The 24,188-nt window shown below is 72.9% G+C and carries 19 protein-coding genes and 1 pseudogene; 6 read left to right on the forward strand and 14 right to left on the reverse strand.

Features of this window, described 5'->3' with window-relative positions; all coding sequences use genetic code 11:
- Positions 1-32 precede the first annotated feature (32 nt).
- Positions 33-1,625, forward strand: coding sequence for an acyl-CoA synthetase (locus tag ICC28_RS30560; RefSeq protein WP_188291994.1), 1,593 nt, complete (start codon positions 33-35; stop codon positions 1,623-1,625).
- A 331-nt stretch (positions 1,626-1,956) separates the two neighbouring features.
- A complete protein-coding gene (locus ICC28_RS30565) occupies positions 1,957-3,486 on the forward strand; it encodes a sulfatase (RefSeq protein WP_411158633.1) in 1,530 nt (509 codons plus the stop codon).
- 3 nt (positions 3,487-3,489) lie between these two features.
- Here ICC28_RS30565 and ICC28_RS30570 read toward each other — a convergent pair whose 3' ends face one another.
- The 4 genes from ICC28_RS30570 to ICC28_RS30585 form a co-directional block, all read right to left on the reverse strand.
- Positions 3,490-4,077 (reverse strand): hypothetical protein, encoded by a 588-nt coding sequence (locus ICC28_RS30570; protein WP_188291995.1) that lies wholly within the window; start codon positions 4,075-4,077, stop codon positions 3,490-3,492.
- A 105-nt stretch (positions 4,078-4,182) separates the two neighbouring features.
- The gene (locus ICC28_RS30575) at positions 4,183-5,031 is read right to left on the reverse strand and encodes an alpha/beta fold hydrolase (protein ID WP_188291996.1); all 849 of its coding nucleotides are present in this window, start codon (positions 5,029-5,031) and stop codon (positions 4,183-4,185) included.
- 33 nt (positions 5,032-5,064) lie between these two features.
- Positions 5,065-5,673, reverse strand: coding sequence for a dihydrofolate reductase family protein (locus tag ICC28_RS30580; RefSeq protein WP_188291997.1), 609 nt, complete (start codon positions 5,671-5,673; stop codon positions 5,065-5,067).
- Between the two features lie 33 nt (positions 5,674-5,706).
- Entirely contained in the window at positions 5,707-7,206 is a 1,500-nt protein-coding gene (locus tag ICC28_RS30585; protein WP_188291998.1) for an acyl-CoA synthetase, read from the reverse strand.
- A gap of 122 nt (positions 7,207-7,328) precedes the next feature.
- Between ICC28_RS30585 and ICC28_RS30590 the strand changes: the two genes are divergently transcribed.
- Positions 7,329-9,737, forward strand: coding sequence for a penicillin acylase family protein (locus tag ICC28_RS30590; RefSeq protein WP_188291999.1), 2,409 nt, complete (start codon positions 7,329-7,331; stop codon positions 9,735-9,737).
- A gap of 9 nt (positions 9,738-9,746) precedes the next feature.
- Here ICC28_RS30590 and ICC28_RS30595 read toward each other — a convergent pair whose 3' ends face one another.
- Together ICC28_RS30595 and ICC28_RS30600 are read right to left on the reverse strand one after the other, a co-directional pair.
- The gene (locus ICC28_RS30595) at positions 9,747-11,282 is read right to left on the reverse strand and encodes an acyl-CoA synthetase (RefSeq protein WP_188292000.1); all 1,536 of its coding nucleotides are present in this window, start codon (positions 11,280-11,282) and stop codon (positions 9,747-9,749) included.
- A complete protein-coding gene (locus ICC28_RS30600) occupies positions 11,279-12,388 on the reverse strand; it encodes a nitronate monooxygenase (RefSeq protein ID WP_188292001.1) in 1,110 nt (369 codons plus the stop codon). Before ICC28_RS30600 ends, ICC28_RS30595 begins: the two co-directional genes overlap by 4 nt.
- A 168-nt stretch (positions 12,389-12,556) precedes the next feature.
- On the opposite strand from ICC28_RS30600, the gene ICC28_RS30605 reads away from it, so the two are divergent.
- Entirely contained in the window at positions 12,557-14,320 is a 1,764-nt protein-coding gene (locus ICC28_RS30605; protein ID WP_188292002.1) for a serine hydrolase domain-containing protein, read from the forward strand.
- Between the two features lie 172 nt (positions 14,321-14,492).
- Here ICC28_RS30605 and ICC28_RS30610 read toward each other — a convergent pair whose 3' ends face one another.
- A complete protein-coding gene (locus tag ICC28_RS30610) occupies positions 14,493-16,067 on the reverse strand; it encodes a phytoene desaturase family protein (RefSeq protein WP_188292003.1) in 1,575 nt (524 codons plus the stop codon).
- Positions 16,068-16,296: 229 nt separating this feature from the next.
- Between ICC28_RS30610 and ICC28_RS30615 the strand changes: the two genes are divergently transcribed.
- Both ICC28_RS30615 and ICC28_RS30620 read left to right on the forward strand, forming a co-directional pair.
- Complete coding sequence (locus ICC28_RS30615; protein WP_188292004.1) at positions 16,297-17,211, forward strand: universal stress protein; 915 nt, start codon at positions 16,297-16,299, stop codon at positions 17,209-17,211.
- Between the two features lie 26 nt (positions 17,212-17,237).
- A pseudogene (locus ICC28_RS30620) lies at positions 17,238-18,079 on the forward strand (universal stress protein).
- 127 nt (positions 18,080-18,206) lie between these two features.
- On the opposite strand, the gene ICC28_RS30625 reads toward ICC28_RS30620, so the two are convergent.
- The 7 genes from ICC28_RS30625 to ICC28_RS30655 all read right to left on the reverse strand — a co-directional run bounded on the left by ICC28_RS30625 (position 18,207) and on the right by ICC28_RS30655 (position 24,016).
- Positions 18,207-18,827 (reverse strand): TetR/AcrR family transcriptional regulator, encoded by a 621-nt coding sequence (locus ICC28_RS30625; protein ID WP_188292005.1) that lies wholly within the window; start codon positions 18,825-18,827, stop codon positions 18,207-18,209.
- A gap of 99 nt (positions 18,828-18,926) precedes the next feature.
- Complete coding sequence (locus ICC28_RS30630) at positions 18,927-19,616, reverse strand: NADPH-dependent F420 reductase (RefSeq protein WP_188292006.1); 690 nt, start codon at positions 19,614-19,616, stop codon at positions 18,927-18,929.
- Positions 19,617-19,763: 147 nt separating this feature from the next.
- The gene (locus ICC28_RS30635; protein ID WP_188292007.1) at positions 19,764-20,858 is read right to left on the reverse strand and encodes a PAS domain S-box protein; all 1,095 of its coding nucleotides are present in this window, start codon (positions 20,856-20,858) and stop codon (positions 19,764-19,766) included.
- Between the two features lie 122 nt (positions 20,859-20,980).
- Positions 20,981-21,991, reverse strand: a complete 1,011-nt coding sequence (locus ICC28_RS30640; protein WP_317454128.1) for a SpoIIE family protein phosphatase — start codon at positions 21,989-21,991, stop codon at positions 20,981-20,983.
- Complete coding sequence (locus ICC28_RS30645) at positions 21,988-22,416, reverse strand: ATP-binding protein (RefSeq protein ID WP_282702307.1); 429 nt, start codon at positions 22,414-22,416, stop codon at positions 21,988-21,990. Before ICC28_RS30645 ends, ICC28_RS30640 begins: the two co-directional genes overlap by 4 nt.
- A complete protein-coding gene (locus tag ICC28_RS30650; protein ID WP_188292009.1) occupies positions 22,413-22,799 on the reverse strand; it encodes an STAS domain-containing protein in 387 nt (128 codons plus the stop codon). Before ICC28_RS30650 ends, ICC28_RS30645 begins: the two co-directional genes overlap by 4 nt.
- The gene (locus ICC28_RS30655; protein ID WP_188292010.1) at positions 22,796-24,016 is read right to left on the reverse strand and encodes a PAS domain S-box protein; all 1,221 of its coding nucleotides are present in this window, start codon (positions 24,014-24,016) and stop codon (positions 22,796-22,798) included. The genes ICC28_RS30650 and ICC28_RS30655 overlap by 4 nt, the downstream gene beginning before the upstream one ends.
- Between the last annotated feature and the right edge of the window lie 172 nt (positions 24,017-24,188).

The following is a 24,188-nucleotide window of genomic DNA, read 5'->3' on the forward strand; positions in this document are numbered from 1 at the left end:
GCAGCCGGGTCAGAGCGAGGTCAGGAGGAGCGGTGGAGTACAACCTTGCCGACCTGTTCGAGTCGGTCGTCGACGTGGTTCCGGACCGTGAGGCGCTGGTGTACGTCGACCATCCGGGCACGGGTGCGGAACGCCGTCTGACGTACGCGGAGCTGGACGCGGCGGCCAACCGGATCGGTCACCATCTGCTCGACAGCGGGGTGCGCCCCGGCGAGCACCTCGGCCTCCATCTCTACAACGGCGTGGAGTACCTCCAGACGGTGCTGGGCTGCCTCAAGGCACGGATTGTGCCGGTCAACGTCAACTACCGTTACGTAGAAGACGAGTTGGTGTACCTGTACCGGGACGCCGATCTGGTGGCGCTGGTCTTCGACGCGGAGTTCGCCGAGCGGGTGGCGGCGGCACGGCCCCGGGCCCCGAAGCTGCGGCATCTGCTGCAGGTCGGGGGCGGCTCCTCGTTCACCGAGGCCGAGGCCGAGGGTTCGCCCGAGCGGGGCTTCCCGGCACGCTCCGGCGACGACCAGTTCATCATCTACACCGGCGGCACCACCGGCATGCCCAAGGGCGTGATGTGGCGCCAGGAGGACCTGTTCTTCGCCGGTCTCGGCGGCGGCGCGCCGACCGGGGAGCCGGTCAAGAGGCCCGAGGAACTGGCCGAGCGGGTCGCGGCCGGCGGCTCCGGGATCACCTTCTTCCCCGCTCCCCCGCTCATGCACGGCACGTCCACCCTCACCGCCTTCATCGGCTTCAACTTCGGGCAACGGGTCGTCCTGCACCGCAAGTTCGTGCCCGAGGAGGTGCTGCGCACGGTCGAGAAGGAGAAGGTCTCCAGCATGTCGCTGGTGGGCGACGCGATGCTGCGGCCGCTGATCGACGCGCTCGGCGGCCCGATGAAGGGCACCGACTGCTCGTCGCTGTTCAGCGTCTCCTCGTCGGGGGCGATCATGTCCGAGACGGTCCGCCGGCAGTTCCTGGAGCTGGTGCCGCACGTGATGCTGCTGAACAACTTCGGCTCCTCCGAGTCCGGCTTCAACGGTACGGCGACGGAGGACGCCGGGCCCGAGCGCGGCTTCCGCATCCGCGTCAACTCCCGTACACAGGTGGTCGACCCGGCCACCCACGAGCCGGTCGCCGTCGGCGAGGTCGGCCGGGTCGCGCAGTGCGGCCATGTGCCCCTCGGCTACTACAACGACCCGGTGAAAACCGCCGAGACCTTCTTCGAGCGGGACGGCGAGCGGTGGGTGCTGCTCGGCGACATGGCGACCGTCGACGAGGAGGACGTCGTGACCGTCCTCGGCCGGGGCTCGCAGTGCATCAACACCGGCGGCGAGAAGGTGTACCCGGAGGAGGTCGAGCAGGCGCTCAAGTCCCACCCGGACGTGTACGACGTCCTGGTGGCCGGGGTGCCCGACGCCAAGTGGGGCCACCACGTGGCGGCCGTGGTCCAGCTCCGCGACGGCGCGGACCGGCCCTCCCTGGAGGACATCCAGCGCCACTGCCGGGACCGTCTCGCCGGCTACAAGATCCCCCGCCAACTGGTGGTCACGGACGCCGTCCGCCGCTCCCCGAGCGGCAAGGCGGACTACCGGTGGGCGCGGCAGGTGGCGGTGGCGGCCGACCGGTGACGCGAACGGGGCCGAACCGGTGAATCACGGGCCCGTGTGATTGAACCGAAGGTGACGTGCGACCGTACTGGTGGTGGCGGACCCGGCCACCGGGCCGGCTCCGCCGTGCCACCACCGCAAGTCGCAGGGAAGGTTCTCCGTGTTGCACCTCGCGCGCCCTCGTCAGTTGCCGGACACCGAGGGCGAGGCCGCAGGGAGTGAGGGCCGCGCGGGGTGGTTCGGCTGGCGGCGCAAGTACCCGCGCGCCGCCCGCGGCGTCACCGTCGGCACCACCGTGCTGGCCGGCGTGCTCGTCCTGTTCGCGCTGCTCGTGCCGAACCGGCTGGAGCGGATGTCGTTCGACATGTTCGTGCGCATCCCCGCCGAAGGCATTCTGCTCGCCGGGCTGCTGCTCGCGCTGCCGCCGCGGGCCCGCCGGATCACGGCGGGCGTCGCGGGGGCGTTCCTCGGGCTGCTCACCGTGCTGAAGTTCGTCGACATGGGCTTCTACTCGGTGCTGGCCCGCCCCTTCGACCTGGTCCTGGACTGGATCCTGCTCGGCGCCGCCGCCGAGTTCCTGCGGACGTCGGTGGGCCGCACCGGCGAGGTGCTCGCGATCGTCGCCGTCCTCGTCATGATCGTCGCCGTGCTGGTGCTGACGACGCTGGCGATGCTGCGGCTGACCTCGCTGATGGTGCGGCACCGTCCGGTCGCCGCCCGGACCACGCTGATCCTCGGCACCGCCTGGATCACCTGCGTCACCCTCGGGGTGCAGTTCACGGACGTGCCGGTCGCCTCGAAGATCAACGCCGACTATGTCGGCAGGCGGGTCGATCAAGTCCAGGCCGGACTGCGGGACGCACGGGTCTTCGAGAAGCAGGCGGCCGTCGACGCCTTCGCCGACACCCCGCCCGACCAACTCCTCACCGGGCTGCGCGGCAAGGACGTGCTGCTCACCTTCATCGAGAGCTACGGCCGGGTGGCGATCGACGATCCGGACATGGCCGAGCAGACCGACGCGGTGCTCCAGGAGGGCACGCGGCGGCTGGAGGAGGCCGGGTTCGCGTCGCAGAGCGGCTGGCTGAAGTCACCGGTGACGGGCGCCGGCAGCTGGCTCGCCCACTCGACCTTCCTGTCCGGTCTGTGGATCAAGAACCAGCAGCGGTACCGGAGTCTGACCACCAGCGACCGCGCCACCCTCACCAGCTACTTCCGCAAGACCGGCGACTGGCGCACGGTCGGGATCGTGCCGGGCGTGCGCCGGGCCTGGCCGGAGGGCAAGTTCTTCGGCCTCGACCACATCTACGACTCCGAGCACCTCGGCTACCACGGCCCGTACTTCAGCTGGACGCCCGTGCCCGACCAGTACAGCCTGGAGGCCTTCGAGCGCCTGGAACGCGGGAAGAAGAACCGCGACCCGATCATGGCGGAGATCATCCTGGCCTCCAGCCACAACCCCTGGGCGCCCGTGGCCCGCATGATCGACTGGGACGACCTCGGCGACGGCTCGGTCTTCCACGACATCAAGAAGGAGGGCAAGGACCCCAAGGAGGTCTGGCAGGACCCGGACAGCGTCCGCGCCGAGTACGCGAACGCCGTCGAGTACTCCCTGCGCAGCCTGGTCGAGTACATCGAGCGCTACGGCGACGACGACACCGTCGTCGTCTTCCTCGGCGACCACCAGCCCGTGCCGACCGTCACGGCCGGCAGCACCAGCAAGGACGTGCCGGTCACGGTCGTCGCCCGCGACCCGAAGGTGCTGGACCGGGTCGCCGACTGGGGCTGGACGGACGGCCTCAAGCCGGCCGCGGACGCCCCGCAGTGGGGCATGGACGAGTTCCGGGACCGGTTCATGACGGCGTACGGGCCGGACGGCGGGTGACGGTCAGGCGCGCGGGTTCAAGGTGAGGCCGAAGGCCGGCAGTTCACCGGCCGGCGCGGTGGTGTCGATCCGGTCGTCCGCGGACCGGGAATGGGGCCGGGACCGGGGGTACAGCAGGACGGGTTCCTGGAGCGTGCAGTGCTGGTCGACCGGCGGGAAGGCGGTCGCGCCCCGGGCCCGGAGGGTGGCGTGCCTGGCCGGGTCCATGAACAGTTCCAGGACGATGTCGCCGTGGGGCTTCTCCCGCACGTGCAGGGTGAGGGCCAGGTGGATGAGCATCTCCGCCCCGCCCTCCGGCAGGGGCCGCAGCACGCTGAGCGCCGTGAGCGGCGCGTGCGCCTCGGAGAGGGTCACGAGCATGCCCGTGCCGGGGGTGGCCGGGCTGGTGTCGGCCTCCATCCGGAACCCCCGGACCTCCAGCACCAGCCCGTCGGACCGGCCGGCCCGGGTGCCGAGGTCGAGGCCGCCCCTGAAGTCCAGGGTCAGCGAACCGAGGACGTTCAGCTTCAGCGGGACCCGCTCGGCGCGGCCGGTGCACCGGGCGTTGACGCCGATCGGGGGCAGGGAAGACCTCCCGCCGGAGTTGTCCACCAGACGTCTTCCCTTCGTGACCTGCGGTGGGGCACGCCGTGCGACGCTCCTTGAGGCCATCGTGCGCCACCGGCGCCGCGGCGCTGCCCCGACGGCGCTCGCCGTTCACCCGAAAGCGGGCCCGCCGAGGAAGGTGTCGACCCGGCCGGCGAACCACTCCGGATCGTCCAGCCAGGGGAAGTGCCCGGCGCCGGGCTGCACCGCGAGCTCTGCGTGCGGGAAGACCTCCGCGCTGCGGCGGGCCAGGTCGGGGCTCGGGCCGCCGTCGAGTTCCCCGGCGAGGACGAGCACGGGGGCCGGCAGACGGGAGAGCGCGGCGCGGGTCGAGGGCGGGTCGTAGGCGCCGTCGGAGCCGTAGACCTCGCCGGCCTCGTCGTTGAACTCCGTGTCCGCGCGGGCGTCGTGCTGCTGTGCCGCCCGGTCCCAGCGGCCGTAGGAGAACGGCGTGAGTGCCGGGACGAAGTCGCCGGTGCCCGCGAGCCAGGCCTGGAGCGCCTCGAACGCCTCCTCGAACCAGGGCTCGCCCTTGCGCAGCCGTGCGGCCGCCAGCCGCTCCTCGGGGGTGGGCGCCATCCCCAGCGCCCACGGGTTGGCGGTGACCAGCACCAGCCGCCGTATTCGCCGGGGGTGGCGGGCCGCGTACAGCATCGCGAGGCTGCCGCCCGCGGAGTGCCCCAGCAGGTCCATCCGGTCCAGGCCGAGGTGGACCCGCAGCGCCTCCACGTCGTCGACGAGCCGGTCGCAGCGGTACGACGCCGGATCCGCCGGCGTCGCCGAGTCGCCGGTGCCGCGCAGATCGAGCCGGACCAGTTGGCGCCGGGCGGCCAGTCCGCCCAGGTCGCCGAGGTAGGCGGAGGCCCGCATCGGGCCGCCGGGCAGGACGACGAGCGGGGTGCCCTCGCCCTGCGTGTGGCAGGCGAGTGCGGTTCCGTCGGGCGCGGTGAAGATCGACATGGCGGGGAGCCTACGCGCCCCGGTGACCGGCTCTCAGCGCAGTACGCGGTAGGTCACGTGCGTGACCAGGCTCGCCGGGCGTGATTTCACCTGCTCCAGTTTCAGCGGCGGGACGCCGTCGAACACGCGTGTGCCGGCGCCGAGGGTGAGCGGGGCGATGGACAGGCGCAGTTCGTCGAGGAGGCCGGCGGCGAGGTACTGGTTGAGGGTGGTCGCACCGCCCGCGATCGCGACGTCGCCGTCGCCGGCCGCCTCGCGCGCCCGGTCCAGTGCCGCCTCGATGCCGTCGGTGACGAAGTGGAACGTGGTGCCGCCGGCCATCGGCTGCGGTTCGCGGGCGTGGTGGGTGAGCACGAACACCGGTGCGTGGTACGGCGGTTCGTCGCCCCACCAGCCGTTCCACTGCCGGTCCCACGCGCCGCGCACCGGGCCGAACATGTTGCGCCCCATGATGTAGGCCTTGGCGGTGGCCATCTCCTCGATCTCGGCCTTGTTCTCCACGGGGGTCTCGGTGTACCAGGCGTGCAGCCTGCTGCCCCAGCCGTCGCCCGCGTCGTCGCCGAACGGGCGTTCCTCGCTCTGGTTGTGCCCGGCCGAGTAGCCGTCGGCCGAGATCGTGATGCTGCAGGTCACCTTGCCCATGTGTGCTCCTCCGGACGGCGTCGCGCGCCGTCCTCAGCCCGTGGTGAAACGGTCCCGTAGCTCTCGTTTCAGGATCTTTCCGCTGGCGTTGCGCGGCAACTCGTCGACGAAGACGACGCGTTTCGGCGCCTTGAAGGCGGCGAGCCTCTCGCGGGTGTGATCGATCAGTTCGGTCTCGGTCACCTCGCCGCGCGGTACGACGACCGCGGTGACCGCCTCGATCCAGCGCTCGTCCGGCAGCCCGACGACCGCGACCTCGGCGACGGCCTCGTGGCTGTAGAGCGCGTCCTCGACCTGGCGGGAGGCGACCAGGACGCCGCCGGAGTTGATGACGTCCTTCACGCGGTCGACGATCGTGAAGTAGCCGTGGGCGTCGCGGACGGCGAGGTCGCCGGAGTGGAACCAGCCGTCGCGGAACGCCTCGGCGGTCTCCTCGGGCTTGTCCCAGTAGCCCTCGCACAGTTGCGGGGAGCGGTAGACGATCTCGCCGGGGGTGCCGTCGGGCACGTCCTTGCCGTCCTCGTCGACCACCCGGGCGTCGACGAACAGGACGGTCCGGCCGCAGGAGTCCATCCGGCCCTTGTGCTCGTCGGGTGCGAGGACGGTGGCCAGGGGGCCGATCTCGCTCTGGCCGAAGCAGTTGTAGAACGCCAGCTCCGGCAGCCGTTCGCGCAGCCGCTCCAGCACGGGCACCGGCATGATCGAGGCCCCGTAGTAGGCCTTGCGCAGGCCGGTGAGGTCGCGGGCGGCGAAGTCGGGGCGGTTGGCGAGGCCGATCCAGACGGTGGGCGGTGCGAACAGGCTGTCCACCCGCCCGCCTTCGATCAGGTCGAAGAGCCGGTCGCCGTCGGGGGCGTCGAGGACGATGTTGGTCGCGCCGACCGCGAGGTAGGGCAGCAGGAAGACGTGCATCTGCGCGGAGTGGTACAGCGGCAGCGCGTGCACGGGCCGGTCGCCCGCGCTCAGGTCGAGGGCGGTGATGGCGCTGAGGTATTCGTGCACCAGGGCGCGGTGGGTCATCATCGCGCCCTTGGGCAGGGCCGTGGTCCCGGAGGTGTACAGCAGTTGGACCAGGTCCTCGCTGCGCGCCTCGGGGCCGTCGTACGGCGCTGTCGCGGCCAGCAGGTCCAGCAGCGAGCCCTCGGTGTCGCGCAGGGGCAACGTGCGTACGCCGTCCGGCAGTCGGCCCGCCAGGTCGGGGTCGGCGAGGACGATCGAGCTGCCGGACTGGCCGACCAGGTAGGACAGGTCGTCCCCGGTGAGGTTCTGGTTGACCGGCACGTGCACCAGGTCGGCGCGGGCGCAGGCGAGGAAGCCGATCAGATAGGCGTCGGAGTTGTGGCCGTAGGCGCCGACCCGGTCGCCGGGGGTGAGTCCCTGGTCGAGCAGGACGCTCGCCGCGCGGGAGACGGCCTCGTCCAACTCCTCGTACGTCCAGGTCCGGTCGCGGTACTCGACCGCGACGCGTGCCGGGGTGCGCCGGGCGCTGCGGCGCAGTACCCCGTCAACCGTGCTGCCGTGTCCGGGCGTCATGACAGTTGATCCTCGACCCCTGCCTCGGGGAGGTCAAGAGACCGGACGATCGACACGTTCCCCAGGAACATACCCGTTGGTACGCTCAACCGCCCCTTCCCTCAATGACGTTGGGAGGCACGATGCGCATCCGCCTCAGACGGCTCGCCGTCGCGGCCGTCGCCCTGCTCACCGCCACCGCGGCGCTGCCGGCGGCCGCGGCCGACCGCCCGGACCGCGGCGCCCGCCCTTCGCACGCCGGCCTGTCGGCCGTGATCCGCTACACCGAGTACGGCATTCCGCACATCGTCGCCAAGGACTACGCGAACCTCGGCTTCGGCACCGGATGGGCGCAGGCCGCCGACCAGGTGTGCACGCTCGCCGACGGCTTCGTGACCGTGCGCGGCGAACGCTCCCGCTTCTTCGGGCCCGACGCGGCCACCGACTTCTCGCTGTCCTCGGCCGGCCACAATCTCTCCAGCGACCTGTACTTCCGTGGCGTACGGGAGGCGGGCACGGTGGAGAAGCTGCTCGCCGAACCGGCGCCGCGCGGGCCCAGCCGTCAGGTCAAGGAGCTGATGCGCGGGTTCGCGGCCGGGTACAACGCCTGGCTCGCGCAGAACCGGATCACCGACCCGGCCTGCAAGGGCGCGGCCTGGGTGCGCCCGGTGACCACCCTCGACGTGGCGGCACGCGGCTTCGCGCTGGCCGTGCTCGGCGGCCAGGGCAGGGCGGTGGACGGCATCACGGCCGCGCAGCCGCCGACGACGTCCACCACCGCACAGGCCCCGGACGCCCGGGACACCGCCCGGGCCGCGCGTGAACTCCTCGCCTCCGACGGCACGATGGGCTCCAACGCGGTCGCCTTCAGCGGTACGACGACCGCCAACGGCCGCGGGCTGCTGCTGGGCAACCCGCACTACCCCTGGCAGGGCGGCCGCCGCTTCTGGCAGTCGCAGCAGACCATCCCCGGAAAGCTGAACGTCGCGGGCGGTTCGCTGCTCGGCTCCGCCACCGTGTCCATCGGCCACAACGCCCACGTGGCGTGGAGCCACACCGTGGCGACGGGCGTTCCGCTCAACCTGCACCAGCTGACACTGGATCCGGCGGACCCGACGGTGTACCTCGTCGACGGGAAGCCGGAGCGGATGACGAAGCGCACCGTCACCGTGGCCGTGAAGGACGGCGAACCGGTGAGCCGGACGCAGTGGTGGACGCGGTACGGCCCGGTGGTCACCTCGCTCGGCGCCTCGCTGCCGCTGCCGTGGACGTCCACGACGGCGTACGCGGTCAACGACCCCAACGCGCTCAACCTGCGCGCCTCGGACACCGCGCTCGGCTTCAGCAAGGCCCGCGGCACGAGGGACGTGCTCGACTCGCTGAAGCGCACCCAGGGCCTGCCGTGGGTGAACACGGTCGCCGCGGACTCCACCGGCCACACCCTGTTCACGCAGTCCCAGGTGCTCCCCCGGATCACCGACGAACTGGCCCGGTCCTGCTCCACCCCGCTCGGTCAGGTCACCTATCCCTCCGCCGGACTGGCGATCCTCGACGGCTCCCGCGGCGCCTGCGCGCTCGGCGCCGACCCCGACGCCGTGCAGCCGGGCATCTTCGGGCCGGCGAAGCTGCCGACGCTGAAGGACGCTCCGTACGCGGAGAACAGCAACGACAGTGCCTGGCTGGCCAACGCGGACCGGCCGTTGACCGGGTACGAGCGGGTCTTCGGCACGATCGGGACGCAGCGTTCGATGCGGACGCGCGGCGCGATCGAGGACGTGGCCGGGATGGCGCGGCGCGGCAGGCTGTCCGTGCGGGATCTGCAGGCGCAGCAGTTCGCCAACCGGGCGCCCGCGGGCGACCTGGCCGCGGCGGACGCGGCGAAGGCCTGCGCGTCTATGCCCGGGGGTACCGCAACGGGCAGTGACGGCACGGTGGTTGACGTCACGGAGGCCTGCGCGGTGATCGCCGCGTGGGACCGCACGACGGACACCGGCAGCCGGGGTGCCCTGCTCTTCGACCGGTTCTGGCGGAAGCTGACGGCCGCGGTTCCGGCGGCGCAGTTGTGGAAGGTGCCGTTCTCGGCGGCGGATCCGGTGCGCACCCCGAACACGCTGAACACGGATGCCCCGGGCTTCGCCACGGCTCTCGCGGACGCGGTCGCCGAGCTGCGGGCGGCGGGCATCGCGCTGGACTCCCGGCTCGGGCAGCACCAGTTCGTGGTGCGCAAGGGTCAGCGCATCCCCGTGCCGGGCGGCACCGAGAGCCTGGGCGTGTGGAACAAGGTCGAGCCGGTGTGGGATCCGGCGAACGGCGGCTACACGGAGGTGACGACCGGCTCCAGCTACCTCCAGGCCGTCGGCTGGGACGGCAGCCGCTGCCCGGTGGCGCGCACGCTGCTGTCGTACTCCCAGTCCTCGAACCCGAACTCGTCGCACTACAGCGACCAGACGCGGCTGTACTCCGGTGAGCGGTGGGTGACGTCCAGGTTCTGCGAGAAGGACATCCTCCGGTCGCCCGCGCTCCGGGTGGTCCTGGTGCGTGAGCGCCGCTGACCGTGCTCGTCAGGTCCAGTACGGGTCCCTGAGCCGTCGTTTGTAGAGCTTGCCGTTGGGGTCGCGGGGCATGTCCGCGATGAAGTCGACGCTCTTGGGGCACTTGAACCCGGCGAGCCGGGCGGCGCAGTGGGCGAGGAGGTCGGCGGCCAGGGCCGGGCCCGGCTCGTGGCCGGGGGCCGGTTCGACGACGGCCTTGACCTCCTCGCCCCAGTCGTCGTGGGGGACGCCGAAGACGGCGGCGTCGGCGACGGCGGGGTGGGCGAGCAGGGCGGACTCGATCTCGGCCGGGTAGATGTTCACCCCGCCCGAGATGATCATGTCGATCTTGCGGTCGCGCAGGAAGAGATAGCCGTCCTCGTCGAGGTAGCCGAGGTCGCCGACGGTGAAGAAGTCGCCGATGCGGTTCGTCTTCGTCTTCTGCTCGTCCTTGTGATAGGCGAATCCGCCGGTGTTCATCTTCAGGTAGACGGTGCCCAGTTCGCCGGGCGGCAGGCGGTTGCCGTCGTCGTCGAAGACCGCCAGTTCGCTGATGGGCCAGGCCTTGCCGACCGTGCCCGGCTTCTTGAGCCAGTCCTCGGCCGTGGCGAAGGCGCCGCCGCCCTCACTGGCCGCGTAGTACTCCTCCACGCAGGGCCCCCACCAGTCGAGCATGGCCCGTTTCACGTGGTCGGGGCAGGGGGCGGCGCCGTGGATGGCGTGGCGCATGGAGGAGACGTCGTAGCGGTCCTTCACCTCGTCGGGGAGGGCCAGGAGGCGGTGGAACTGGGTCGGGACCATGTGGGTGTGGGTGCACTTCTCGCGGTCGATCAGCCGGAGCATCTCCTCCGGCGTCCACTTGTCCATCAGGACCAGGCGGTGGCCGATGTGCAGGGACGCGCCCGCGAACTGCAGGACGGCCGTGTGGTAGAGCGGCGAGCAGACCAGGTGCACGTTGTCGTCGAACGGCCGGATGCCGAAGATGCCGAGGAAGCCGCCGAGGTAGGCCTCCTCGGGGGGCTTGCCGGGCAGCGGGCGGCGGATGCCGCGGGGGCGGCCGGTGGTGCCCGAGGTGTAGTTCATGACCCAGCCGAGGGTGCGGCCCGAGGGCGGCGACTCCGGCTGTCCGTCGAGGAGTTCGGGGTACGGGCGGAAGCCCTCGGCCGGGCCGACCGCGTACCGGTGGGTGGCGGGCAGGCCCGCCTCGTCGGCGGCCGGGCGCGCCCGGTCGGCGTAGCGTTCGTGGGTGAGGAGCACCTTGGCGCCGGAGTCGGCGACGATCCAGGCGATCTCGGGTCCGACGAGGTGGTGGTTGACGGGCACGAGGTAGAACCCGGCCTGGCTGGCGGCCAGGTAGGCGGTGAGGAACTCCACGCCGTTGGGCAGGACGACGGCGAAGGCGTCGCCGGTCTCCAGGCCGGCGGCGCGCAGTCCCTGCACGAGCCGGTTGGCGGCGGCGTGCAGGCGGCCGGCGGTCCATGCCTCGCCGTCCGGGGCGACGAGGACCGTGCGGCCGGGGTCGGCGGTGGCCTGGGCCCAGAAACCGGCGGGGGGTGTGCTCGTCACTGGCCGCTCCTTCCGGCGATGCGGTTGATCCGGTCGACCGCCCGCTCGAAGCCGCGGGTGAGGTCGTCGAAGACGGCCTGTACGCTGCGTTCGCTGTTCATCCGGCCGACGATCTGGCCGACGGGCGTGCCGAGCAGCGGTTCGACCTCGTACTTCTGGATGCGGGAGACGGCCTCGGCGACGAGCAGGCCCTGCAGCGGCATGGGCAGGGTGCCGGGGCCGGCCGGGTCGTCCCAGGCGTCGGTCCATTCGGTACGCAACTGGCGTGCGGGTTTCCCGGTCAGCGCGCGGGAGCGGACGGTGTCGCCGGAGCCCGCGGCGAGCAGTTTGCGGGTGAGGGCCGTCGAGTGGAGGTCGGCTTCGGTGGTGGTGAGCCACAGGGAGCCCAGCCACACGCCCTGGGCGCCGAGGGCGAGGGCGGCGGCCACCTGCTGTCCGCTGCCGATGCCTCCCGCGGCGAGGACGGGCAGGGGGGCGACGGCCTCGACGACCTCGGGGGTGAGCACCATGGAGGCGATCTCGCCGGTGTGGCCGCCGGCCTCGTAGCCCTGGGCGACGACGATGTCGATGCCCGCGTCCTTGTGCTTGACGGCATGGCGGGCGCTGCCGGCGAGGGCGGCGACGAGGACGTCCTGGTCGTGGGCGCGGTCCACCACGTCGGCGGGCGGCGAGCCGAGGGCGTTGGCCAGCAGTCTGATCGGGTAGTCGAAGGCGACGTCGAGCTGGGTGCGGGCGACCTGCTCCATCCATCCGGTGATGCGCCAGCCGGACGCCTCGCCCTCGGCGAGTTCGGGCACGCCGTACTTGGCGAGGGTGTCCCGTACGAACGCCCGGTGCTCCTCGGGGATCATCGCCTCGACGTCGGCCTCGGTGACGCCCTCCACCTTCCTGGCGGGCATGACGACGTCCAGGCCGTAGGGTCGGCCGTCGATGTGCGCCTCGATCCAGTCGAGGTCGCGTTTGAGGTCGTCGGGGGCGGTGTAGCGGACCGCGCCGAGCACTCCGAAGCCGCCGGCCCGGCTGATCGCCGCGGCGACGGCGGGAAACGGCGTGAAGCCGAAGACGGCGTGCTCGACTCCCAGGGTCTTGCTCAGCTCCGTCTGCATGGGCGCAGGATGCCGCAGTCCTCCGGAGGACGGAAGAGGTTTCCTGATGGACCGTCAGTTTTCCTCCGGTGAAGGCCCGGTTGACACGAGCACCTCCTGACACGAAAGTTTCACCGCGCAAGGTGATCCCGGAAAGATACTTTCAGACGTGCAGCGGGAGGACGCCCGATGACCGACAGCACCCGTGGCCTGACCCGACGTCAACTGGGCCGAAGAGCGCTGGCCCTGGGCGGCGCCCTCACCCTGGCCCCGCTCCCCACGGGACCCGCGGCCGCCGCCTCCGACCGCCGCACCCTGCGCCCCGGCACCCCGGAGCAGGCCGGCCTCCTCCCCGCTCACCTGCGTCAACTCGTCACCGACGCCGAGGCGTTCCTCGCCCCCTCCCCCACGCATCCCTGGTACGCGGGCGCCGTCCTGCTGGCCGGCCGGGGCGGCACCGTCGCCCTGCACCGGCCGATCGGCATGGCGGTGCGCTATGCGGCGTACGACGAGAAGACCGACACCGGCGTCGAGTTCCCGGCCGACGAGCAGATCCCGATGACCGAAGACACCGTCTTCGACCTCGCCTCCGTCTCCAAGCTGTTCACCTCAATGCTCGCCGTGCAGCAGATCGAGCGCGGCACGCTGGAGCTGGAGGCGACGGTCGCCTCGTACCTGCCGGAGTTCGGGGCGGCCGGCAAGCAGGACATGACCATCCGTCAACTCCTGACGCACACCTCGGGCTTCCGCGCCTGGCTGCCGCTGTACAGCGCGCCCACCTACGAGGAGAAGCTGCGGCTGATCTGGAACGAGGCCCCGCTCCATCCGCCCGGCACCCGGTACCTGTACTCCGACCTGAACCTGATCTCCCTCCAGCTCGTGCTGGAACGGATCACCGGACGCACCCTGGACGTCCTCCTCCGCGAGGACATCACCGGCCCGCTCGGCATGCGCGGCACCCGCTACAACCCGCCCGCCTCCTGGAAGCCGCGGATCGCGGCCACCGAGGACGCCCGCAGGCCCTGGTCGGGTCTCGACCGGGGGCTGGTGTGGGGCGAGGTGCACGACGAGAACGCCTTCGGCCTCGGCGGAGTCGCCGGCCACGCGGGCGTGTTCTCCTGCGCCTGGGACCTGGCGGTGCTCGGCCGCACGCTGCTCAACGGCGGCGTGTACGGCAGGACGCGCGTCCTCCAACCGGAGTCGGTGGAGCTGATGTTCACCGACTTCAACACCGACTTCCCCGGCGACGAGCACGGCCTCGGCTTCGAGCTCTACCAGCACTGGTACATGGGCGCCATGGCCACCCCGCGCACCGCCGGCCACACCGGGTTCACCGGCACCTCGCTGGTGCTGGACCCGACGACGGACTCGTTCCTGGTGGTGCTCGGCAACTCGGTGCACCCCGTGCGCAGTTGGCGCTCCGGGTCGGCGCCGCGCGTCGCCGCCGCCAACCACCTCGCCCGGGCCGTGCCGGTCCGCCCGCGCCACGGCCGTACCGCCTGGTTCTCCGGCATGGCGAATTCCACCGACGCCACCCTCACCCTCCCCGCGCTGGACACCTCCGCCGAGGGCGCGCGGCTGCGCTGCTCCCTGTGGTGGGACACCGAACCCCAGGCGGACACCCTGGTGCTGGAGGCCTCGACGGACGGCGGCGCCGACTGGCAGCCGGTGCCCTTCACGACCGTACGGCCCGGCGGGGCGCCGCAGGAACGTCCGACGGGCTCGCTCACCGGCTGGTCGGGCCGCGTCTGGCACCGGCTCACGGCGGAGCTCCCGGCCGCCCGGCGGCTCACCCTGCGCTGGCGCTACGCCACCGACCAGCGGTACGTGGGCCGGGGCGCCTACGTCGACGGACTGCGCGTCCACCACCCCGCCGGCGTGCTGTTCGACGAGGCGCGCCCGGCGGACGCGGCACGGATCACGGCATCCGGCTGGACGGCGTCCGCCGACTGAGCGGCCCGGGACTGCCGGTGCGTTCTCCGGGGCGGCCGGCCGCGCTCCCAGAAAGCCGAGCGAAGTGCCCGGGCACAGCGCGGTTCGCCTGCGGACTCGTCGTGGCCGGTCGCGCAGGTCCCCGCCCCCCTTCAGGGCGCTGCCGAACCGCGGTTGGCTTCACCCGGCCCGCTCAGTCGTCGCCCTCCAGGACGGCCATCGCCGCGTTGTGTCCGGGCACGCCGCTCACGCCGCCCCCGCGCACCGCACCCGCCCCGCACAGCAGGACGTTGGCGTGGGCCGTCTCCACGCCCCAGCGGCCGGTGCCGTCCTGGGCGTGGGGCCAGGACAGGTCGCGGTGGAAGATGTTGCCGCCGGGCAGACGCAGGTCGCGCTCCAGGTCGAGGGGGGTCTTGGCCTCGATGCAGGGCCGGCCCTCGGCGTCGGTCGCCAGGCAGTCGGCTAGGGGTTCGGCGAGATGGGCGTCGAGCTGGGCCAACGTCGACTTGAGGAGTTCCTCGCGTACGGCGTCGTTGTCCCGCGCGAACAGCCGGGCTGGGGTGTGCAGGCCGAACAGGGTGAGGGTCTGGTAGCCGCGCTCGACCAGGTCCGGGCCGAGGATGGTCGGGTCGGTGAGCGAGTGGCAGTAGATCTCCGAGGGCGGCGCCGAGGGCAGCCGGCCGGCGGCGGCCTGGGCGTGGGCGGTGGCCAACTGCTCGTAGCCCTCGGCGATGTGGAAGGTGCCGGAGAACGCCTCGCGGGGGTCGACGGAGGTGTCGCGGAGCCTGGGCAGCCGCTTGAGCAGCATGTTCACCTTGAGCTGGGCGCCCTCGGCGAGGGCCGGGGGCGTGTCGCCGGTGAGCTCGGCCAGGGCCTGCGGGGAGGCGCCCACCAGGACGTGCCGGGCGGTGGCGGTGCCCTCGCCGTCGACCGTCCGGTACGTCACCTCCGCCGTGCGGCCGTCGGTGTCGATGCGTACCGCCTCGTGGCCGGTGGCCAGGACGGCGCCCGCGTCGCGGGCGGCGGTGGCCAGGGCGTCGGTCAGGGCGCCCATGCCGCCGACGGGCACGTCCCAGGCGCCGGTGCCGCCGCCGATCACGTGGTAGAGGAAGCAGCGGTTCTGCTTCAGGGACGGGTCGTGGGCGTCGGCGAAGGTGCCGATCAGGGCGTCGGTGAGGACCACTCCGCGCACGAGGTCGTCGGTGAAGCGGTCCTCGACGGCGGCCCCGATCGGCTCCTCGAACAGGATCCGCCAGGCCTCCTCGTCGTCGACGCGCCGGCGCAGCTCCTCGCGGGTGGGCAGCGGTTCGGTGAGCGTGGGGAAGAGGCGCTCGGCGACCTGGCCGGTAAGTCCGTAGAAGCGCCGCCAGGCCTCGTACTCGTGCGCGCCGCCGGTCAGTTTCGCGAAGGCCTCGCGGGTGCGCCGCTCGCCGCCGCCGACCAGCAGTCCCGTGGCCCGTCCCGCCCGCTCCACGGGCGTGTACGAGGAGACGGTGCGGGTGCGGATCCGGAAGTCGAGGCCCAGGTCCCGCACGATCTTCCTGGGCAGCAGGCTCACCAGGTAGGAGTAGCGCGACAGACGGGCGTCCACGCCCGCAAAGGGACGGGTGGAGACGGCGGCGCCGCCGGTGCGGTCCAGCCGCTCCAGCACCAGCACCGACCGTCCGGCCCGCGCCAGATAGGCGGCGGCGACCAGACCGTTGTGGCCACCGCCGACGATGACGGCGTCGTACGCGCGGTGTCCCGGGTGTCCCTCGTGTGCAGGCATGGTTCTTCGTAACACGTGATGATCTACGTCGGCCAGACATGTGCGGCCCTCCGGAGGGAAGTCGGCACCCGGTGGAACCGGCGTCGGGAGACGTGCGGAGCCCGCCGTGGCGACGGGGACCTTCGGCCCCGTGGTGCGGGCCGCCGAGCCCCTGCCGTACCCCGCGCCGCACCGGCATCGTGAGCGGCGCACCAGGAGTTCGCTCCCCGATCCGTTTGTGAGGAGAACCGTGTCGAGCATCGTTGTCGTGGGCCTGGACGGCTCGCGCGAGAGCCGGGCGGCCGCCGCGTGGGCGGCCCGTGAGGCCGTACTGCGTGACGCCCCGCTGCGTCTCGTGCACGCCTGGCAGCCGCAGCCCAGCGCACCCGCCGCCTTCGCCGGCGTCTCGCAATCGGCGCTCTACAGCGACCTGCAGGGGTGGTCCGACCGCCTGCTGCACGAGGCGCAGGCCGAACTCTCCCGCCGCCACCCCGGCTTGGACGTCACCTGTGAGCTGCACCCGGAGCAGGCGGTCCCGGTGCTGCTCGCGGCGGCCGAGGACGCCGGGCTGCTCGTCCTGGGGTCGCGCGGTCTGGGCGGCGTCGCCGGCTTCCTGCTCGGCTCCGTCGCGCTCACCGTCGTGGCGCGCAGCCGGCGGCCGGTCGTCCTGGTGCGCGGCGACGAGCGCCCCGAGGACGAGCATCTGCCCGACGCCTCCGGTGCCGCCTCCTCGACCACCCCGTACCGCGACGTCGTCCTCGGCCTCAACCTGGAGCAGCCGCACGACGCCGTGACCGGGTTCGCCTTCGACGCCGCCGCCCGCCGCGCGGCCGGGCTGCGCGTGGTCTACGGCTGGAACCCGCCCGCCCTGACCGACCACGGCGCCTTCACCGACGTGGTGCAGGCGGAGCTGACCGGCAGCATGCGCGGTGCGCTGCACGAGGTGCTGGCCCCGTGGCGGGAGAAGTTCCCCGGGGTGGAGGTGACGGCGCAGGCCGTGGTCGGCAAGGCGGGCTCGCATCTGGTCGGGGCCTCCCGGGACGCCTCGTTGGTGGTCGTCGGCCGCGCGGCGAGCCAGACGCCGTTCGGCGCCCGTGTCGGTCCGGTCACCCACGCCGTCCTGCACCACGCCGCCGCGCCCGTCGCCGTCGTCCCGCACGCGTAGGCGCACGCATGGGCATCCGGCGCGAGATGACGGCCGCGGGCCTGCCGGTGGTCGTGGGCGTCGACGGCTGCGAGTCCGGCCTGCGCGCCGTGGAGTGGGCCGCCGCCGAGGCCGTACGGCGCGAGGTGCCGCTGCGCGTCGTGCACGCCGCGCTGGGGCCGCACTGCGAAGGCGCCCCCGTCGCCCGGGAACCCGGCGGCCCTGCGCGGCAGGCGGGGCCCGGCGACATCGTCGACGCCGCCGCCCGCCGGGCGCGCCGGCTCCATCCGGATCTGCCGGTGCACGTCGAGGTGGTGCCCGAGGAGCCGGAGTACGAACTGGTTCGGCGAGCCGGCAGGCCTCGGCCGTGGTCGTGGGCACCCACGGTCGCAGCGGTGTGGCGGACGCGCTGCTGGGCTCGGTCGGCCTGACCGTGGCCGCGCACGCGCACTGCCCGGTCATCGTGGTCCGTGGTGGCGGCGACCCGCCGCGCGGGCGGGTCGTCGTGGGCGTCGGCGAGGGCCCCGAGACGCCGGCCGCCGTGCGCTTCGCCGTCGAGGAGGCCCGGCGCCGTGGGGTCCCCCTGGATGCCGTACGAGTCTGGCGGCGCCCCGCCCGCGAACCCGCCGGCCGGGCCCCGGCGTACGGGGAGCGGGCCGCGGCGCTGCTCCGGGCGGCCCTGGGCGAGGCCCCGCCGGACCTCCGGGTGGACGGGCGCACCGTCGAGGGGCATGCCCGCACGGTGCTGGCGGAAGCCTCGCTGCGCGCGGACCTGCTCGTCCTGGGCGCCGAGCGCCGCGGTCGCCACGGGCGGCCGCTCAGCCGGGTCGCTCAAGCGGTGCTGCACCGCGCGGCCTGCCCGGTCGCCCTCGTACCGCAGCGGGCCTGACACCCGCACCGGGCGCGCCCTGTCGGGAGCGGGGCCGACCAGACGGGCCGCACCCTGTCAGAAGCGAGACCGACCACACCGGCCGCGCCCCGTCAGGAGCGGGACCGACCACACCGACCACGCCCTGTCAGGAGCGGGGCCGTCCGCCCCGGTCGGAGGCTTGCGGCGCGAGTGCGGCCAGGACCAGGTCGACGGCCTGCTCCGCCCACTCGGGGCGGCCGCCGCGGCCGGCCATGTAGTCGGCGTAGAACGGGCCGAGCAGGGCCGAGACGGCCGGTTCCAGATCGGCGTCGGGCCGTACCTGGCCGGCTTCCCGGGCCTGTTCGAGCACTTCGCGCAGCAGGGCCCGGCGGGGCAGCACCGTGCGCTCGCGCAGCAGGGCGAGCAGGTCGGGGGTGTGGTCCTCCTCGGCCAGGCAGGTGCCGATGAGGGCCATGCCGTTGACCCGTTCGACGGTGGCGGCGAAGTCCTCCAGGACGGCCACCAGGTCGGCGCGCACGTCGCCGGAGGGCGGCGGGGCGTCCACCATCCGCGCCGCGGCCAGTGCGGCGGTGAGCAGGTCCGCCTTGGTCTTGAAGCGCAGATGGATGGTGGACTTGCTGACGCCCGCCGCGCTCGCCACCTGATCCAGCGTCATGCGGACGTAGCCCTGGGTGGCCAGCAGTTCCAGGGCGGCGGCCAGGATCGCCTCGTCTTTCTCGGCCGAGCGGGGCCGTCCGGCCTTCTTGCCGATCTTCGTCGTGCGCATGTTCGCAGCGTAGACGAAGCGGATCGCCCCCTTTCGGTTTCGGTTTCCCGTCCGGCCGTGGGGCCGGGCGCGGTGCGGCCCCGGCCCGGCGCGGGCGTTCTAACGGGCGCCCTGGATGTGGAAGTTGAAATCGGCGTGGCCGAGCGTGCCCATCAGGGTCAGCCAGATCGGCAGCAGCATCTCGGTGCCCCGGGCGCTCTCGATGCCGCCGAGGTCGATGACCGCGTTCTCGGGCCAGCCGAAGGAGACCAGCAGTTCGGTGACCTGCTTCTTGGCGTCGGTGTCCGCGCCGGAGACGAAGACGTGGTGCTCCCCGGCGACGCGGCCGGGCTCGACCATGACGAAGCAGTTCATGGTGTTGAGGGTCTTGACGACCTTGGCGTCGGGGTGGGCCCGTTGGATCTGCTCACCGAGGCTGTCGGTGCCGACGGGGTTCAGGGTGGGCGGCATCCCGGCGGAGAAGTCGAGCGGGTTGGCGACGTCGATGAGCACCTTGCCCGCCAGGTTGGCCTGCCCCGCGCTGTCGAGGGCGTCGAGGGCGGCGACGCCGGCGGTGGTGTTGATAACTGTCTCGCCGAAGGCGGCGGCCTCGGCGAAGGGCTTGAGCGCCACGTCCGCGTGGTCGGCGTGCCAGGTGGCGAAGGGCGGGTTGCCCATGGCGTCGCCCTCGGTGCGGGCGAGGGTCGCCTGCGGGTCACGGGTGCCGATGACGGTCTCGTGGCCGAGGGAGACGAGTTTGGCGGCGAGGGTCCGGCCGACGATGCCGGTGCCGAGAACGGCGTATCGCATGGCGACGATCCTTTCCGAGGTGTGCCGGGTGACGGAGGGGCACCCGGTCACCAACATAACCGAACCGAGTCGTTCGGTATTCCAATTCGGGAGATCGACATTCCCATGCAGGAAATCGACGGGACGCGGGGGTGCTCGGCGCCCCTGTCAGGCGGTGCTGCGGCCCGGGTCGGCGGCGGTCAGGGGGATGCGCCAGCGCAGACGGCACCCGCCGGTCGCGGGGCCGGCGATGTCGAAGGTGCCGCCGAGCTTCTCGGCACGGCGGCGCAGATTGGTCAGACCGCTGCTGCGGGTGACGGCCGGGTCGAGGCCGCGGCCGTTGTCGGTGACCTCCAGCAGCAGGTGGCTGTCGGCCCGGACGGTGACGGTGACGACGGAGGCCTGGGCGTGGCGCGCGGCGTTGGACAGGGCCTCGCGCAGAGCGGCGAGCAGGTGGGCGGCGGTCGCGTCGGGGAGGGCGGCGTCGACGGGGCCGGTGAACTCGACGGCGGGGACGAAGCCGAGGCGCTCGCGTGCGGCGGCGGTCTCGTCGAGGACCTGGGCGCGCAGGCTGGCCGCCTTCTGGGTGGGCTGGTGCAGGTCGAAGATGGTGGTGCGCAACTCGCGGATGGTGGCGTCGAGTTCGTCGATCACGGAGTGAACGCGGTCGGCCTCGGGCTGCGGGAGGCGGGCGGCGGTGCTCTGCAGGGCGAGTCCGGCGCCGAAGACCCGCTGGATGATCATGTCGTGCAGGTCGCGGGCGATGCGGTCGCGTTCCGCCATCACCTCGCGATCGGCGCGGGCGGCGGCCAGTTCGGCCCGCGCGGCGAGCTGTTGGGTGATGTCCCGGGCCGTCGCGCAGTACCCGATCAGCGTGCCGTCGGTGTCCCGCATCGCCGAGACGGTGACCGCCACGTCCACCTCGCTGCCGTCCGCGCGGCGCCAGCGGCACTCGTAGGACTCGGCGCGCCGGTCGGAGCGGATCTGCTCCACCGCCGCACGGAACGGTGCGCCCGCCGCGTGGGGCATGAGGATGTCGACCGGCCGGCCGGTGATGTCCTGTTCGGTGTGGCCGAACAGGTGCCGGGCGCCCGGATTCCAGGTACGGACCCGGCAGTCGGGGTCCAGCGAGAGCATGGCGTCGTCGGAGGAGGCCACGATGGCCGCGAGGCGGGCCTCGGCGAGACGCGCGTTCTCCAGCTCGGTGTGCAGGGCGATCAGGCCCCGGTTGGTGTCCTCCAACTCCTGGCGCAGCTCGGCCATCGGACCCGACTCCGTGTGCCAGGTGTCGTGGCCCGGCGGGGGCGGACCGTCAACGGGGTGGAGACTGCCCGGATTTCCCATGCCTGACCGTCCTTCGTCCGCGGTGACGCGCGCTTCCCTCATCATGCCGTGCCGGCCGTGCCTTGGACCACGAGCACCGTGGCGTCGTCCGTGGGCCGGCCGTGGTCACGGTGCAGGACGGCGGCGATCACGGCCGGGTGGTGCTCCAGCAGGCGCGGGTGCTCGTCGAGGTTCCAGCCGGAGCGGAGCCCGTCGGAGGCCAGGACCAGGGTGGCGCCGTGCTCCCAGGGGCAGGTCTGGGGGCGCACGGTGGGCAGCGGGAGGTGCGTGCCGAGGGTGCCGGGGCGGTCCAGCAGGTGGACGGCGCGGCCACCGGCCAGCAGGCGCCCGGTGATGTTGCCGACGGCCGCGTAGGTGAGTTCGCCGCGTCCGGGGTCGACCAGGCAGGCGCCCAGCACACCGCCCCGGGTGGCCCGCATCGCCTCGTGGGCCTGCTTGATCAGGGCCTCCAGGTCGGTGACCGGGCCGCGTTCGAATACGGCGACGGCGGCGCGGGACGCCGCGGCCGCGGCCGGGCCGTGTCCGAGCCCGTCGACGACGAGGGCGGCCAGGCGTCCGTCCGGCAGGACGGCCCAGGCGTCTCCGGACTCGCCGTCCCCGCCGTAGGGCACGTTGACGGCGCCGAACCGCCACCGGCCGGCCCGGTGCGGGTCCGTGGTGCCGAGCCGGGCGTAGACGACCGTGCCGCCGCGGGTGGTGTAGCAGTCGAACTCCGCGGCGTGCCGCCGTACGACGTTCAGGCCGGCGTTCAGGCCGCGCCCCCGCGCCGGGGGGCCGGCCGCGGTGGTGGCGGGCGTGAGGGCGCCGGGCGGCATCCCGGGGCCCCGGTCGACGGAGATCAGCTCGATCCCGTCCCCGGCCGTGCGGACGAGCACGTAACCGCCGTCGCGGGTGTGGCGGACGAGGTTGGTGCCCAACTCGGTGGCCACCAACTCGGCCACGCCGGGCCGCAGTCCGCCCTGCCCGGCCGTCATCCGGGTCACCGTGCGGCGCAGCGCGCCCGCGTCCTCCTCGGCCCTGACCGCGCACAGCCGGTGTGCGCTCCCGGTCACCGCTGCCACTTCACGATCACCACGGTGGTGCCCGAACCGGCGGCGGAGGTCAGGATCATGTCGTCCACCAGTCGCTTCGCGCCCGGCAGGCCAAGTCCCATGCTGCCGCGGGTGCTGAAGCCGTCGGTCATGGCCTGCGCGATGTCCTCGATGCCCGGGCCGTCGTCGGCGAACGTGGCCCGCACGCCCTGGCGTCCCTGCCGGTGCACCCGTTCGACGCGGATCCGGCCGCGGCCCCCGGTGGCGTAGTTGAGGATGTTGCGGGCCAGCTCACTGCCCGCCGTGATCAGCTTCGTCGCGTCCACCAGGTTCAGCCCTGCCGCCTGGGCCTCGGCGCGCAGCACCTTGCGCACACGGATCAGATCGGCCTCGTGGGCGATGGCGAAGACGTCCGGCTCCCGGTCCGTTGCCGCCTCGGTGGTCACGGCCGGCCCGGCCCGGCGTCGCTCCGGCGCAGCCGCTGCAGCAGCGCCAGTCCCTGCTCGGCGTTGAGCGCGGTGTCCAAGTGCCCCATGGGAACGCCGAGTTCTACGAGGGTGATGGCGACCGCGGGCTGGATGCCCACCACGGCCGCCTGCGCCCCCAGCAGCCGCACCATGGCCACGATCCGCGCCAGCACCCGCGCGATGAAGGAGTCGACCACGCTGAGGCGGCTGACGTCGATCAGCATGCCCGTGGCGCCGGTCCGGGCGATCTCCCGGGTGAGCTGCTCCTCGATCTGGATCACCGTGGTGTCGTCCAGGTCGCCCTGCAGTGCTACCAGCAGCGTGTCACCGATCTTCATGACCGGGACGACGTCCTCGGTCACAGCGACTCCCCCGCCGACAGGGCGCGGGCGGCCGTCGCCGTGGTCCCGGCGCGCTCGGCCAGGACCGCCAACGCCAGTTGCAGGGCGTCCTGGAGGGTGTTGCGCGAGCGCAGCCGGCCCATGTCGATGCCCAGGTGCACCATCGACTGCGCGGTCTCCGGCCGCACCCCGCTCATGATGCTCACCGTGCCCATCAGCGCGGCCGCCTGCACCGTCTTCAGCAGGTGCTGGGCGACCTGGGTGTCGATCGTGGGCACCCCGCTGATGTCGAGGATGGCGACCTCCGCCTGGGTCTGCGCGATCTTCTCCAGCAGCCCCTCGGTCAGCCGCGTGGCCCGCAGCGTGTCCAGGGTCCCGATGATCGGCAGCGCGAGGATCTTGTCCCACACCTGGATCACGGGGGTGGACAGTTCCAGGATCTCGTCGCGCTGGCGTTGCAGGCGCTGTTCGGTCTCCCGGCGTTCGGTGACGTCCCGGATGGCGGCGGCGACCAGCCGTCCCTCGGCGGTCTGCAGCGGGCTGAGGCTGATCTCGACGGGGAACTCGCTGCCGTCCCGGCGCATGCCGGACAGCTCCAGCCCCGCCCCCATGGGCCGCAGCCGCGGGTCGGCGAGGAAGCCGTTGCGGTGGCCGACGTGGCGGTCACGGAACCGGGCCGGCACCAGCACCTCGATCTCCCGGCCGACCAGCTCGTCGCGCTCGAAGCCGAACAGGGCCTCCGCCTGCCGGTTGACCAGGACGATCCGGGCGTCCTCGCCGACGATCACCATGGCGTCCGGGGCCGACTCCAGAAGCCCGTGGAACAGCGACTCGGCGCGCGCGGACTCGGTGATGTCCCGCAGGACCTTGACGAAGCCGGTGACCGTGCCGTCCTCGGCCTTCAGCGAAGTCATGCTGATGTGCGCCAGGAACCGCTCACCGTCCTTGCGGACCCACCAGCCCTGGAACTCCTGCCGGCCGGTCCGCCGGACCTCCGCGAGTTCCTGCTCCAGCCGTCCGGCCTCGCGCTCCTCCGCGCTGCGCAGCAGCGACAACGGCCGCCCCACGACCTCGGCTTCGGCGTAGCCGGTCATCGCCCGGGCGCTGCTGCTCCAGCGGGCCACTTCGCCGTCCGGGCCCAGCTTGATCACCGCATGGTCGCCGAGCGCGTCCAGCATCGCTTCGAGATCACGCAGTCTGGTCGTCGGATCCTGCTCGTCCGCCGATGACGTCGTCATGCCCCGCCCCGCCCTTCACCTCGTCAGTCCCCGCCCGCCCCCGGGTGCGCTGATCGGCAGGGCCCTTCTGATTTACGGCGTCAGATGCTACCGGCCTCCGGCCCCGCCGATCAGCGTTTCCCCCGCTCACCGGCGGGATCGGGCCGCGCGGGGCTCGATTCGGACGAGCCGC

Origin of the sequence: Streptomyces sp. TRM68416, from assembly GCF_014596915.1 — a bacterium.
In the GTDB taxonomy this organism is placed as follows: Bacteria; Actinomycetota; Actinomycetes; order Streptomycetales; family Streptomycetaceae; genus Streptomyces.